Source organism: Blastococcus sp. LR1 (assembly GCF_020166105.1).
Taxonomy (GTDB): domain Bacteria; phylum Actinomycetota; class Actinomycetes; order Mycobacteriales; family Geodermatophilaceae; genus Blastococcus.
Genome location: NZ_JAIUJY010000007.1, coordinates 72569 through 85246, shown reverse-complemented (window position 1 = coordinate 85246; position 12678 = coordinate 72569). Strand labels below are relative to the sequence as shown.

The following is a 12678-nucleotide window of genomic DNA, read 5'->3' as shown; positions in this document are numbered from 1 at the left end:
CGTCATCCTCGCGGCCGGACCGAACTCCCTCGGCCGCAGCCTGGAAAGGGATCCCCATGCGCATCCGGAAGCTCGCCCTGGCCGCGGCCGTCGCCGCCCTGCCGTTCAGCCTCACCGCCTGCGGTGGAGCCAGCGTGGAGGACTTCTGCGAGCAGTACGAGGCCATCGACCAGATGGAGGACGACGAGACCGACGAGGCCAAGGACGCCTTCGACGAGCTGGCCGGCAACGTGCCCGACGACGCCGGCAACGAGGTCGAGGAGGCCGCGAAGTTCCTGGCCGAGAACTTCCCGGAGGACGGGGACTTCGAGGCAGCCGTGGAGAACGGTGACCTCAGCGAGGAGGACGCGGAGGAGTTCGCCGCGGCCGCCGACACCGTCCAGTCCTACGGCGACGAGAACTGCGGGAGCTGAGCTCCCGGCGGCGGCCCCTGACCGAGGGGTCGCCGCCGTTCCGTTCCGGCCCGTGAACCGGATCCACCGCTCCGGACATGGAGGGGTGTGACGACTTCACCGTTCGCGGCCGGATCATTCCGCTCCGTGACCCCGACGGCGCTGCACCGGTCCGCCGGTCCACCGCCCGAACCACCCCGCATGCGTGCGCTGCCGAACGCGGCCCCGTCGGACGCCGAGCTGATCGCCCGCTCGCTGGACGATCCCGAGCAGTTCGCCCCGCTGTTCGACCGGCACGCGGCGACGGTGCACCGCTACCTCGGCCGCCGTGTGGGCGAGCTGGCCGACGACCTGCTCAGCGAGACCTTCCTCGTCGCCTTTCGGCGCCGCGCGGCCTACCGGGCCGATCACGTGGAGGTCCGCCCCTGGCTGTTCGGCATCGCCACCAACCTCGTGCACGGCCACGTCCGCACCGAGCAGCGCCGCTACCGGGCACTGGCCCGGGAAGCCGGCCGTTCCCCGGGGCACGCCGCCGATCCCGGCGACTCCGCCGACCGGTTGGACGCCGAGGCGCTGCGCGGCCCGCTCGCCGCCGCACTGGCGACGCTGAAGGGCCACGACCGCGACGCGCTCCTGCTGCTGGCCTGGGCTCAGCTGGGCTACGAGGAGATCGCCGCCGTCCTCGACGTGCCCATCGGCACCGTCCGCTCCCGCCTGCACCGCGCCCGGCGGCAGACCCGCGCCGCACTCGGCGACGTCTCCCCATTCCAGCCGACCTCCGAGGAGGAGGACCGATGAACGACCTCACGCTGCTCCGCGAACTCGGCCCCGAGGGCCCGCCCCTGACCCCGGCGGCCCGCTCGACCGCCCGCGCCGCGCTGCTGGCCGAGATCGACGGGCCCGCGCCCCGTCGCTCCCGCCGGCCGAGCCGGACGGCGGTGTTCCGCGTCGGCGTCGCCGCGGTGACCGCCGCGGCCGCCTGGACTGCGGCGGTGGTGATCACCGGTCCGGAAGCGGTCGACGGTCCCCGGCCCGGGCCCGGCGGGCTCTCGATGGTGGCCACCGAGGCGATCACCTTCCCGCTCTCCCCGGATCCCGCGCCGCCGGGGATGACGCCCAGTTTCACGGGTTCGGCGGGCAGCACGGAGGCCATCGCGGGGTACACGTTCCCCGACGGAACCGGCTTCACCGTCTACCTCTCGCCCACGGAGCCGGTGTGGGCGGCCGACCAGTTCCAGCCCTCGGAGATCGCCGACAGCGGGACCACCACCGTCGGTGGCGCCGAGGCGCACTACGTCGTCGGGTCCACCGAGCGGACCTGCACGCTCGCCAACGTCTGCTTCGAGGACCTGGCCTTCGCGCAACTGGTCTGGGAGCGGGCGCCCGGCCAGTGGGTGAACCTCTACGGCGAGGGCAGGCACGGCGACCTGGCCGCGCTCGCCGCGGTCGGCGGGTCGCTGGTCGACCGGCCGCAGCCGATCCGTCTGCAGGTGGAACTGGCACCGGCCGGCTGGTCGCTGGTCGACTGGCACGAGAGCAGCGGCGCCGTCACCTTCGTCGACGACGAGGACCCCGCCCGGGTGCTGGGGGTGCAGTGCCTGCCGCAGGCCCCGGCGGGGGTCCACGAGATGGACAACGGCTCCGCCGAGCAGCGCATCGCGGCGGTCACGCCGATCGACCCGGTCGTTCCCACGGAGATCGGCGGGGTTCCGGCGCAGCTCGTCCGCGCGCACGACGACGTCGACCCGACGATCCGGTTCTGGATGGCCGCGTGGGAGCTTCCCGACGGCACGGTGTGCACCGTCACGACACCGGAGGAGTTCTCGCCGGACGACGTGCTCACCATCGCCGGAGGGGTGACCTACACGCCCTGAGGGCGCCGAGGCGGCCGGGTGCCGGGATGTGGTGAGGTGGCCGCATGCCCGACACCTGGCCGCCGACCACGCCCGCCGAGGTGGAACTCACCGCCGGGGACGCCCGCCTCGTCGTCGACCTGCGCGGCGGTGCGCTGCGCCGGCTGGCGGTCGGCGACTGGGAGGTGCTCGACGGCTATCCGGCCGGCCGGGTGCTTCCCGGCTGGCGCGGCGCGATGCTGCTGCCCTGGCCCAACCGGATCCGCGACGGCCGGTGGAGCTGGCAGGGCGAGGAGCTGCAGCTCGAGGTCCAGTCGCCGGCCGAGCCGCACGCCATCCACGGCCTGCTCTCCTGGCAGCCCTGGACGCTGCTGGACCGAGCGGACCGGTCCGTCACGATCGGGACGACGGTCGAGCCGCAACCCGGCTATCCGTTCCGGCTCGCGGCCGCCGTCGACCACGTCCTCGAGGGCGACCGGCTGACCTGCACGGTCCGGGTGCGCAACGTCGGCGACCGGCCGGCACCGTTCGGCGCCGGCGTCCATCCGTACCTGTCGGTGGGCGCGACCGAGGACGGCGGGATCGGCGACGCCGACCTCACGCTCCCGGCCCGCACCGAGCTGGTCCTGGACGGCGGCATGCCCACGGGGGAGCGGCGCCCCTACGACGGCGCGGTGGGCCGGATCGGCGACCGCGCCCTGGACACCCCGCTCACCGACCTCGACCGGGACGCCGACGGCTGGGCCCGGGTGCGGCTGGCCGGCGCGGCGGGGGAGCTCGAGGTCGCGCTGGACGGCTCGTGGCCGTGGCTGCAGGTGTACAGCGGTGACACCCTGCCGCCCGGTCAGTGGCGGCGCAGCCTCGCGGTGGAGCCGATGACCTGCCCGCCCAACGCGTTCGCCGACGGGGCCGACCTGGTCGTCCTCGAGCCGGGCGAGGAGTGGGCGGGCACCTGGGCGCTCAGCTGGAAGCCCGCCTGACGTGCGGGTGCACGAGCTCTGGCGCCATCCGGTGAAGTCGCTCCAGGGCGAGCGGCTGGCCGTGGCGGAGATCGACCCGCTCGGCATCGCCGGCGACCGGCGGTGGGCGTTGTTCGACCGGGACACCGGGCTGGGACTCACCGCGCGGCGGGTGCCCGAGCTGCTGTTCGGCGCCGCCCGGCTGCGCGACGACGGCCGCGTCGAGGTGGTGCTCCCCGACGGCACGGTCACCAGCGACGACGCCGTCCTCTCCGGCTGGCTCGGCCGCCGGGTGGAGCTGCGGGAAGCTGCTGACGACGTGGCGCCGACCTACGAGACGCCGGCAGACGAGGAGGCGCCCGATCCCAGCGAGTGGCTGCAGTGGGAGGGCGCTGCCGGCCCGTTCCACGACAGCCCACGGATCCGGCTGTCGCTGGTCTCCACCGGCACGCTCGGCGGCTGGGACCGCCGCCGGTTCCGCGCCAACGTCGTCCTGGACGGCGAGGGGGAGGACCGGCTGCGGGGGCTGGAGGCCACTGTGGGCGGCGTCCGGCTGCGCGTCGGCGCGCCGATCCCCCGCTGCGTCATGACCACCCGACCGCAGCCCGGCGGCCTCGGCCGGGACACCTCGGTGCTCAAGACGATCCACCGGGAACGGGACGGTCTGCTCGCCGTGCGGGCCGCCGTCCTCGGGTCCGGGACGGTCCGGGTCGGCGACGTCCTGGCGCCGACGGCAGACTGAGCACCGTGCGCACCATCGATCTGCGTCCCGGCGAGGACACCATCCGGCTCGGCCAGCTGCTCAAGCTCGTCGACGCCGTGCCCACCGGCGCCCAGGTGAAGGACGTCCTGCTCTCCGGCGCGGTGGCCGTGAACGGGGACCAGGAGGAGCGCCGGGGCCGGCAGCTCCACAAGGGCGACGTCGTCTCGATCGTCGGTCACGAGGACGTCCGCATCCGCTGAGCGACCAGCGGTTCCACGTGGAACCGGGGAGGAGCACCGTGAGCGCACCGCTGGCCTCCCGGCTGCACGGCTTCGGGACGACGGTCTTCGCCGAGATGAGCGCGCTGGCGATCGACACCGGCTCGGTCAACCTCGGTCAGGGCTTTCCCGACTACCCGGGCCCGCCCGAGGTGCTCGACGTCGCCCGCTCGGCCATCGGCACCGGCGCCGACCAGTACCCGCCCGGCCCCGGCATCCCCGAGCTGCGGGCCGCGATCGCCGAGCACGTCCAGCGCTTCCGCGGACTCAGCTACGACCCCGGCACCGAGGTGCTGGTCACCGCCGGGGCCACCGAGGCGCTGGCGTCGGTGATGCTCGGCCTGCTCGAGCCCGGCGACGAGGTCGTGCTCTTCGAGCCGATCTACGACAGCTACAGCGCCTCGGTGGCGATGGCCGGTGGGGTGGTGCGGGCCGTGCCCCTCCACCCGCCGGTGGACGGCTCCGGTGCCTGGACCTTCGACGAGGCCGAGCTGCGTGCCGCGATCACCCCGCGCACCCGGCTGCTGCTGGTCAACACCCCGCACAACCCCACCGGCAAGGTGTTCACCGCCGACGAGCTGGCGGTGCTGGCCGGGCTGGCGCAGCAGCACGACCTCACCGTGCTCACCGACGAGGTCTACGAGCACCTGGTCTTCGACGGCGCCCGGCACCTCTCCCCCGCCACGCTCCCCGGCATGCGCGAGCGCACCCTCGTCGTCTCCAGCGCCGGCAAGACGTTCAACGTGACCGGCTGGAAGATCGGCTGGATCTGCGGTCCCGCGCCGCTGGTCGCCGCCGTCCGCACCGCCAAGCAGTTCCTGACCTATGTCAACGGTGGACCGTTCCAGCCCGCGGTCGCCGCGGGGCTCCGGCTCCCCGACGACTACTTCGCCGGCGTCGCCCGTGACCTGCAGTACCGCCGCGACGTCCTGGTCACCGGGCTGCGGGAGGCCGGGCTGCGGGTGGTGAGCCCCGAGGCCACCTACTTCGCCACGGTCGACGTCCGCCCGGTGCGCTCCGACGGCGACGGTCTGGCGTTCTGCCGTGAGCTGCCCGGGCTGGCCGGCGTCGTCGCGATCCCGACCGTGGTCTTCTACACGCCGGAGCACGCGGAACTGGGCCGGCACCTGGTCCGGTTCGCGTTCTGCAAGAGCGACGGCGTCCTCGCCGACGCCGTCGAGCGGCTGAAGGGTTTGTCGGCATGAAGGTCGCAGCGGTGCAGCACGACATCGTCTGGGAGGACCGCGAGGCGAACTACGCCCGGCTCGCGCCCCAGGTCGCCCGGGCAGCGGCAGCCGGCGCGGAGCTGGTCCTGCTGACCGAGACCTTCTCCACCGGGTTCTCCATGACGCCGGGCATCGGCGAGCCGGAGGACGGCCCGTCCGCGGCGTTCCTCGCCGCTCAGGCCGCCGAGAGCGGCGTCTGGGTCGGCGGCAGCTGCCCGGAGATCGCCGACGGCGAGCCGCTCCCCTACAACTCGTTCGTGCTGGCCGGTCCCGACGGCACCACGCACCGCTACCGGAAGCTGCACCCGTTCAGCCACGGCGGCGAGCACGAGCGCTTCCGGGCGGGCGAGGGGCCGCTCACCGTGACCGTCGGGGGCGTGCGGATCACGCCGTTCATCTGCTACGACCTGCGCTTCGCCGACGTCTTCTGGCGGGCCGCCCCCGACACCGATCTCTACGTCGTCGTCGCGAACTGGCCGGCGGCCCGCCGACTGCACTGGCAGACGCTGCTGCAGGCGCGGGCGATCGAGAACCAGGCCTACGTCGTCGGCTGCAACCGGGTGGGCACCGCCGGCGACGGCACCGAGCACGCCGGTGACAGCCGGATCGTCAGTCCGATGGGCGAGCTGCTGGCCACCGCGGCCGGCGTCGAGACGATCGTGCTGGCCGACGTCGACCCCGCCGAGGTGGCGGCCACCCGCGACCGCTTCCGCTTCCTGGCCGACCGCCGGGGCTGAGGCGTCAGACGGCGTCGCGCGGCGGCAGGGTGTCCTGGTCGACGACGACCTGCTCGCGCCGCACCTGGCCGCTGACGGTCTCCTGGCTCTGCACCAGCTCGGTGCGCAGCCGCACCCGCTCGACCGGCACCACCTCGACGCCGATCACCGGGCGCTCGGTGTGCAGGACGATCTCCTCCGGGAGCGTGCCGGCGGCGAGGCTGCCGGCCGGCACCCCGTCGGTCGCCCCCAACGGCAGCTCCTCGATGCGGATCTCCTCGCGGCGGATCGGCACCGTCACCTGCACCTCCTCGGTGACCACGTACTTGACCACCCGGACCCGGCGCTCGGGCACGAGCTCGGTGGAGACGCGGAGCCGCTCCTCGCTGCGGACCATCGCGCCGTCGGACGCCGGGGCCGGGTTCGGCGCCGCGTGGGGCGCGGTGACGTCGGGCGCGGTGACGTCGGGGGCGGCGTGCCGCGCCGTCGTCTCGGAAGTGGCCGGGACCGGCGGCGTCACGGGCACCGCCACGGTGTCGGCGTCGGCGGACCTGGCCGGCGCGGTGAGGTCGGGCGCGGTGCTCTCGCCCAGTCCGTAGTGCCGGCGCAGCTCCGCCTCCTCGCCCGGGTCGAGGTGGTCGCCGGCCATGGCGGGGGCGTTCTTCACGGCGTCGGCGGTCACCGGGAGCCGCAGGTGTCCCTCGGCGAAGGTGGCCTCACGGGCGGGGACGACGGAGTGCCGGGTGCCGAACAGGCCCGTGGTCACCGCGACCCAGGTCGGCTCGCCGGTCCGGTCGTCGACGAAGAAGTGCTCGACCGTGCCCAGCTTGTCGCCGCCGCTCCCGTACGCGGTGCTCCCGATCGCAGCGGTGACCTCGCGCTGGCTCAACATGGCCGCTCCTCTCCGCAGCGGCGCGCTCCGACGGGCGCCGCTGCCGCTAGGCCTTCCCCGTGCGGCCGATCGGTGAACATCACCGCGCTCGGACGGGCACCACGAGGTCGACGACGACGGAGCGGTGGTCGCTGCCCGGAACAGCCACGAACGAGCACGAGACGACGCCCAGCCGCGGGTCGACGAGCACGTGGTCCAGCACCAGCCGGGGGAGCGGCAGCCGCAGCGGGCGCCAGGTCCAGGTGCTGCCGAGTCCGAGGGTCCGCGCCGCGTCCACCCAGCCGCGGCGGAGGACGGCGCGCAGGGCCGCGTGGTCCCACGTCGCGTTGAAGTCGCCGGCGAGCACCCGCAGCACGTCCGGGGTGGGTCGGGGCAGCGTGGCCAGGTCGGCGGCCCAGGTGCGGACGGCGCCGGGGGAGGTGGCCGGGGGCGCGGAGTGCACGGACACCATCTCGACCTCGAGGCCGTCGTCGACCCTCAGCCGCGCGGACGGCTGCTCGAACTCGCCCGGCACGTTCCCGAGGGCGTGCAGTGGGAGGCGGCTCCAGATCGCGCCGGAGCCCGAGACGACCGAACCCGGCCGCGCGGGGACGACGTGTCCGTGCGGCAGGAGCTCGCCCAGTCCCGCGGCCCGCAGCTGCCGCTCCGCGTCCGGCGTCAGTTCCTGGGCGGCCAGGACGTCCACCACCTCCCGGCGCACGAGGTCGACGACCGATGCGGCGGGCACCAGCCCCTTGCGCAGGCTCACCGTCGCGATCCGCAGCGTGGTCCCGGCCGGCGGGGCCGGCCGCGGGGTTCCCCGGTTGCTCCGCACGGCGCCGGCCAGCGTCGCCGCGGCCAGACCGGCGACGACGGCGCCGCTGCGCGAGCGGGCGACCACGGCCGCCGCCAGCGGCAGGACGGCGCTCGCCGCGGCATGCGGGGTGAAGGCGAGCGCCGGTACGAGGGGGAAACCGCGCTCCGCGCCGGCGGCCCGCAGCACGGCCCACACCGCCCAGGGCAGGCCCGCGACTGCCGCCCAGCGTCGCTGCGGGGCGGGTCGGGGTCGCATGCCCGGAAGGTAGCCAGGCGTGGCGGGGACGGCCACCGGCGCGACCGGCCGGCGGCGGGGCCCTACCGTCGGGGGATGGTCACCGAGCAGCTCGAGGTCGAGCGGAAGTTCGACGTCGACCCCCAGTTCGTCGTCCCGGATCTCGGCGGCCTGCCCGGTGTGGCGGCAGCCGCTACGCCCGTGACCCACGACCTGGTCGCGGTCTACCTCGACACCGCCGAGCTCCGGCTCGCCCGGTCGCGGATCACCCTCCGCCGCCGCACCGGCGGCCCGGACGAGGGGTGGCACCTCAAGCTGCCGGCGGGGGCGGCGCGGCGGGAGCTGCACGTCCCGCTGGACTCCGGCGACGAGGTGCCCGCCGAGCTGCTCGCCGAGGTCGCCGGATTGCTGGAGGGGGCCGAGCTCGCCCCGGTGGTCACCCTGCGCACCCGGCGGGTGGTCACCGCCCTCTCCGACGCCGCCGGCCGGGAGCTGGCCGAGCTCGCCGACGACACCGTCCGGGCCACCCGACATCCGGCCCTCCCGGGCGAGGCGCCCGAGGAGCGGACCTGGCGGGAGGTCGAGGTGGAGCTCGTCGCGGGGGACGACTCGCTGCTGACGGCGGTGGGGGAGCGGCTGGTGGGCGCCGGCGCCCAGTCGTCGCCGCGGGCGTCGAAGCTGGCCACGGCACTGGGGTCCCGGCTGTCCGGCTGAGGTGAGGGGAACCTCTCGCCGCGCCCCGTCGTCGTCCAGGAGGACCGGCGGGCACGATGTCGGAGTCCGTCGTCCCACCCCCGAGGCCCGGAGGCCGTCCTGTCGCTCATCGGCCTGCTGGGCTTCGGCACCGGCGTCCTGCTCGCCGTGGGGCTGCTGTACGGCTACCTGTGGTTCCGCCTCGTGCGCAGCACCACCGGCCGGGGACGGCTGCGGCGCCGGCTGACCTGGCTCACCGTGGTCCTCGCCGTGCTGCCCGTGCTGGCCGTCGTCCTCCGGGGCCGGCTGCCCCTGGACGCCGCCGCCCCGCTGAGCTGGGTGGGTTTCAGCCTGCTGGGCGTCGCGTTCTACGCGTTCCTCGCCCTGCTGGCCCTGGAGCCCGTCCGCGCGCTGGGCACCGCCCTGATCCGGCGACGGCAGAATGAAGACCCGGTCGTCGCGAGTGGTCCCCGGAGGGGCCCGCGCAGCGACGACGAAACGGCTCAGCCCGACGAGGGAACGGCACCTGGCCGCGGTGCCGTCCTTGAGGACGGCGATGTGCAGAGCGGTGCCGTCCGGCAGGACGGCGATGTGCAGAGCCCCGCTCCCCCGGATCCGTCGCGGCGGCTGTTCCTCGCGCGGAGCCTGGCGGTGACGGCGGGCGCCGTCGCGCTCGGCACGGCCGGAACCGGCGCGTACTTCGCCAACAGCGCCCCGGTCGTCCGCCGCGTCCCGGTGACCCTGCCGCGGCTGGACCCGGCCCTCGACGGCCTGCGCATCGTCACCTTCTCCGACGGCCACCTCTCGGCCACCTACGGCGGGCGCCGGTTCGAGCGGCTGGTGGAGATCATCAACGAGCAGCGCCCCGACGTCGTCGCGATCGTGGGCGACCTGGTCGACGACACCGTGGAGGAGCTCCGGGAGGATGTCGCCCCGCTGGCCGACCTGGTGAGCGAGCAGGGCGTCTACTTCGTCACCGGCAACCACGAGTACTTCACCGAGACCCAGGCGTGGCTGCGGCACCTGCCGACCCTGGGCGTCGAGGTGCTCCGCAACGAGCGGGTGCCCATCGTGCGCGGGGGGGCCTCGTTCGACCTCGCCGGCATCGACGACCGGACCGCCGCCGCCTCCGGGTTGGCCGGCCATGGCGCGGACCTCGACGCCGCGCTGGACGGCCGCGACGACGCCACGCCGGTGGTGCTGCTCGCCCACCAGCCGTACATGGTCGACCAGGCGGCGCGGGCCGGAGTGGACCTGCAGCTCTCCGGGCACACCCACGGCGGCCAGCTCTGGCCCTTCGACTACGCGATCCGGCTGGACCAGCCGGCCGTGGAGGGTCTCTCCCGGCACGGCGACACCCAGCTCTACGTGAGCGCCGGCGCGGGGTTCTGGGGGCCGCCGATGCGGATCGGCGCCCGCCCGGAGGTCACCGTGGTGGAGCTCCGCGCGCCCGGGCGGTGAGCCCGGCTCAGCCGGCGTCGAGCGCGTCGAACGACTCCTCGATGCACTCGAGGAGCTCGCGCTGCCCGGCGCTGTCCGCCCAGACGAGCAGGCCGACGGTGTACGCCGACAGATAGGCCGCGGCGATGACCTCGTCAGCGGGGCTGACCGGCCGGCCGGTGGCCACCGCGAGCTGCTGGAGGACCAGCGCCGCCGTGGCGCGCTCGAACTCGCCGGTGCGGTGGCGCAGGACGGGCGTCGAGGCGATCACCTGCCACCGGGCGGCCAGGACGCCCTCGTACTCGGTGCCGGTCATGGCGGTCACCGCCTGCACGCACATCCGACGGATCCGCTGACCCATCGGGAGCTCGTGCGGCTGCGCGGCCAGCAGGGCGGCGGTCTGCTCCGGGGTGGGCAGCTGCAGGACCACGTGCTCCTTGCCGGCGTAGTGCGCGTAGAACGTCGGCACGGAGACCCCGGCCGCGGCAGCGATCTGGGCGATGCCCACCGCGAGGAAGCCCCTGTCCTGGAAGAGCTCGACGGCGACCGCCGCGATGCGGTGGTGGGTCTCCTCCCACCGCGCGCTCCGCCCCGGGGGGGTGCCCTCCCACCAGGTGCTCCGCCCGTCCTCATCGCTCACGGGTCCAGTCTTCCCCGCCGCGGTCGGTGAACACGCACGTCAGAGGGGCGATTCGCTCACACGGGGTCGGGCTGCTCGGATCCGTCCGGCAGGGGCGGACGCCGGTCGGCCGGGGAGGGCGCCGCCGCGGGGAGGGCGGCGAAGGCCTCGGCGAGGCACTCCCCGAGGTCGCGCCGCCCGTCGCCGTCGGCCCACCTCAGCAGCCCGGAGGTGAGCGCTGAGAGGTGCGCGCCCGCGACCACCAGCTCGGCCGGCCGCATCGGGCCGCCCCCGGCGCGGAACCCGGCCACCACGGCCGCCCGCTCCCGGTCGAACTCGCCCACCCGCAGCCGCAGCGCCGGGTTCCCGGCGATGATCCGCCAGCGCGTGAGCAGCTGGGCGCGCTGGTCGGCGTCGAATCCCAGGAGCGCGCTCACTGCCGCCAGCCGGATACGGGTCCCGAGCGGCCGGTCGGGCGGGTGGTCGTTCAGCATCTCGATGATCTGCTCGGGCTCGAGCGGGGGCATGACCAGGTGTTCCTTGCTCGGGTAGTGCGCGTACAGGGTGGGCACCGAGACACCGGCCGCGTCCGCGATGCGCGCGATCGACACCTGGCCGTAGCCCTCGTCGCGGAACAGGCGCAGCGCCACGTCGGCGATCCGCTCGTGGGTGGCCTCCCACCTGCGGTTCGGCCCCCCGGCCCGGTCTCCCACGGCCGGGATCCTCCCCTCCCCGCCGGAGGGCCGAGGCGGCGGGGGCGTGGCCGGGAGGGCGACCGGGCTCCGGTGCCCGGTCAGCCGGTGAAGGACTCGGTCTCGGCGAGCCGGGCCGGCGTCACGGTCTTCAACCGGGCGACGGCCTTGGCGAGGGGCACGAGCTCGATGTCGGTGCCGTGCAGCGCCACCATCTCCCCGAAGCGGCCCTCGTGGGCCGCGATCGCCGCGTGCAGCCCGAAGCGGGTCGCCAGCACCCGGTCGAACGACGTGGGTGTGCCGCCGCGCTGCACGTGGCCGAGCACCGTGGTGCGCACCTCCTTGCCGGTGCGCTGTTCCAGCTCCTCGCCCAGCTGCTGCGCGACCCCGGTGAAGCGGCGGTGGCCGAACTCGTCGACCCCGCCGTCCCGGATGGACATGGTGCCCGGCTTCGGGGTGGCTCCCTCGGCGACGACGCCGATGACGTGCGAGGCGCCGCGCTCGAAGCGGGCGGTCACCATCCGGCAGACCTCGTCGACGTCGAACGGCTCCTCGGGCACCAGCGTCACGTGGGCACCCGCGGCGAGCCCGGCGTGCAGGGCGATCCAGCCGGCGTGCCGACCCATGACCTCGACCAGCAGCACGCGCTGGTGGGACTCGGCCGTGGTGTGCAGCCGGTCGATCATCTCGGTGGCGATGCTCACCGCCGTGTCGAAACCGAAGGTCAGGTCGGTGCAGTCGATGTCGTTGTCGATGGTCTTCGGAACGCCGACCACGGGGACCCCGGCCTCCGAGAGCATGGCGGCCGCGGTGAGCGTGCCCTCGCCGCCGATCGGGATCAGCACGTCCACGTCGTGCGCCGCGAGCACGGCCTTCATCCGGTCCAGGCCGTCGCGCAGCAGCTCGGGTGCGACCCGGGCGGACCCGAGCACCGTTCCACCGCGGGTGAGCAGCCCGTCCACGCGGCCGACGTCCAGCGGCATGGTGCGGTCCTCCAGCAGCCCGCGCCAGCCGTCGCGGAAGCCGATCACCTCGCTGCCGTAGGAGTGGTCAGCGGTCCGCACGACGGACCGGATCACGGCGTTGAGGCCGGGGCAGTCACCCCCGCCGGTGAGGACTCCGATGCGCATCGGCCCTCCCTCCGGGTCGGAAGCCCCGACCATACGTCATGACGTCTCGATGACT

15 protein-coding genes are annotated in these 12678 nt (G+C 74.9%); 10 read left to right on the top strand and 5 right to left on the bottom strand.

Annotated features, from left to right (window positions below; all coding sequences use genetic code 11):
* Positions 1–56: 56 nt before the first annotated feature.
* The 8 genes from LBW97_RS18955 to LBW97_RS18920 all read left to right on the top strand — a co-directional run bounded on the left by LBW97_RS18955 (position 57) and on the right by LBW97_RS18920 (position 6148).
* Positions 57–413 (top strand): hypothetical protein, encoded by a 357-nt coding sequence (locus LBW97_RS18955; protein WP_224500932.1) that lies wholly within the window; start codon positions 57–59, stop codon positions 411–413.
* A gap of 180 nt (positions 414–593) precedes the next feature.
* On the top strand, positions 594–1190 hold the full coding sequence (locus LBW97_RS18950; protein ID WP_224500931.1) for an RNA polymerase sigma factor: 597 nt from the start codon (positions 594–596) through the stop codon (positions 1188–1190).
* Positions 1187–2266, top strand: a complete 1080-nt coding sequence (locus tag LBW97_RS18945) for a hypothetical protein (RefSeq protein WP_224500930.1) — start codon at positions 1187–1189, stop codon at positions 2264–2266. Before LBW97_RS18950 ends, LBW97_RS18945 begins: the two co-directional genes overlap by 4 nt.
* A gap of 44 nt (positions 2267–2310) precedes the next feature.
* Positions 2311–3225 (top strand): aldose 1-epimerase family protein, encoded by a 915-nt coding sequence (locus LBW97_RS18940; protein ID WP_224500929.1) that lies wholly within the window; start codon positions 2311–2313, stop codon positions 3223–3225.
* A gap of 1 nt (position 3226) precedes the next feature.
* Positions 3227–3946 carry an MOSC domain-containing protein gene (locus LBW97_RS20535; RefSeq protein ID WP_224500928.1) on the top strand — a complete coding sequence of 240 codons (720 nt, stop codon included), beginning with the start codon at positions 3227–3229 and terminating at the stop codon, positions 3944–3946.
* Positions 3947–3951: 5 nt separating this feature from the next.
* Entirely contained in the window at positions 3952–4167 is a 216-nt protein-coding gene (locus tag LBW97_RS18930) for an RNA-binding S4 domain-containing protein (RefSeq protein WP_224500927.1), read from the top strand.
* Between the two features lie 38 nt (positions 4168–4205).
* Positions 4206–5390, top strand: a complete 1185-nt coding sequence (locus LBW97_RS18925) for a pyridoxal phosphate-dependent aminotransferase (RefSeq protein ID WP_224500926.1) — start codon at positions 4206–4208, stop codon at positions 5388–5390.
* Complete coding sequence (locus LBW97_RS18920; RefSeq protein WP_224500925.1) at positions 5387–6148, top strand: nitrilase-related carbon-nitrogen hydrolase; 762 nt, start codon at positions 5387–5389, stop codon at positions 6146–6148. Before LBW97_RS18925 ends, LBW97_RS18920 begins: the two co-directional genes overlap by 4 nt.
* Before the next feature lie 4 nt (positions 6149–6152).
* Here the strand turns inward: LBW97_RS18920 and LBW97_RS18915 are convergent, their stop codons facing one another.
* Together LBW97_RS18915 and LBW97_RS18910 are read right to left on the bottom strand one after the other, a co-directional pair.
* Entirely contained in the window at positions 6153–7019 is an 867-nt protein-coding gene (locus LBW97_RS18915) for a PRC-barrel domain-containing protein (RefSeq protein ID WP_224500924.1), read from the bottom strand.
* A gap of 79 nt (positions 7020–7098) precedes the next feature.
* Positions 7099–8070 carry an endonuclease/exonuclease/phosphatase family protein gene (locus LBW97_RS18910; protein ID WP_224500923.1) on the bottom strand — a complete coding sequence of 324 codons (972 nt, stop codon included), beginning with the start codon at positions 8068–8070 and terminating at the stop codon, positions 7099–7101.
* 75 nt (positions 8071–8145) lie between these two features.
* On the opposite strand from LBW97_RS18910, the gene LBW97_RS18905 reads away from it, so the two are divergent.
* Positions 8146–8763: a CYTH domain-containing protein gene (locus tag LBW97_RS18905; protein ID WP_224500922.1), complete on the top strand. Its 618-nt coding sequence runs from the start codon at positions 8146–8148 to the stop codon at positions 8761–8763.
* Positions 8764–8910: 147 nt separating this feature from the next.
* A complete protein-coding gene (locus LBW97_RS18900) occupies positions 8911–10203 on the top strand; it encodes a metallophosphoesterase (RefSeq protein WP_224500921.1) in 1293 nt (430 codons plus the stop codon).
* Between the two features lie 7 nt (positions 10204–10210).
* Here the strand turns inward: LBW97_RS18900 and LBW97_RS18895 are convergent, their stop codons facing one another.
* The 3 genes from LBW97_RS18895 to LBW97_RS18885 all read right to left on the bottom strand — a co-directional run bounded on the left by LBW97_RS18895 (position 10211) and on the right by LBW97_RS18885 (position 12623).
* Positions 10211–10822 (bottom strand): TetR family transcriptional regulator, encoded by a 612-nt coding sequence (locus LBW97_RS18895; RefSeq protein WP_224500920.1) that lies wholly within the window; start codon positions 10820–10822, stop codon positions 10211–10213.
* A 56-nt stretch (positions 10823–10878) separates the two neighbouring features.
* Positions 10879–11514 (bottom strand): TetR/AcrR family transcriptional regulator, encoded by a 636-nt coding sequence (locus LBW97_RS18890; RefSeq protein WP_224500919.1) that lies wholly within the window; start codon positions 11512–11514, stop codon positions 10879–10881.
* An 80-nt stretch (positions 11515–11594) separates the two neighbouring features.
* Positions 11595–12623: an ATP-dependent 6-phosphofructokinase gene (locus tag LBW97_RS18885; RefSeq protein WP_224500918.1), complete on the bottom strand. Its 1029-nt coding sequence runs from the start codon at positions 12621–12623 to the stop codon at positions 11595–11597.
* Positions 12624–12678: the final 55 nt, after the last annotated feature.

Bases quoted from the DNA above. Each gene is read 5' to 3' on its own strand.
- LBW97_RS18955 (WP_224500932.1), top strand. From the start codon at position 57: ATGCGCATCCGGAAGCTCGCCCTGGCCGCGGCCGTCGCCGCCCTGCCG.
- LBW97_RS18950 (WP_224500931.1), top strand. From the start codon at position 594: ATGCGTGCGCTGCCGAACGCGGCCCCGTCGGACGCCGAGCTGATCGCC.
- LBW97_RS18945 (WP_224500930.1), top strand. From the start codon at position 1,187: ATGAACGACCTCACGCTGCTCCGCGAACTCGGCCCCGAGGGCCCGCCC.
- LBW97_RS18940 (WP_224500929.1), top strand. From the start codon at position 2,311: ATGCCCGACACCTGGCCGCCGACCACGCCCGCCGAGGTGGAACTCACC.
- LBW97_RS18920 (WP_224500925.1), top strand. From the start codon at position 5,387: ATGAAGGTCGCAGCGGTGCAGCACGACATCGTCTGGGAGGACCGCGAG.
- LBW97_RS18915 (WP_224500924.1), bottom strand. From the start codon at position 7,019: ATGTTGAGCCAGCGCGAGGTCACCGCTGCGATCGGGAGCACCGCGTAC.
- LBW97_RS18910 (WP_224500923.1), bottom strand. From the start codon at position 8,070: ATGCGACCCCGACCCGCCCCGCAGCGACGCTGGGCGGCAGTCGCGGGC.
- LBW97_RS18905 (WP_224500922.1), top strand. From the start codon at position 8,146: ATGGTCACCGAGCAGCTCGAGGTCGAGCGGAAGTTCGACGTCGACCCC.
- LBW97_RS18885 (WP_224500918.1), bottom strand. From the start codon at position 12,623: ATGCGCATCGGAGTCCTCACCGGCGGGGGTGACTGCCCCGGCCTCAAC.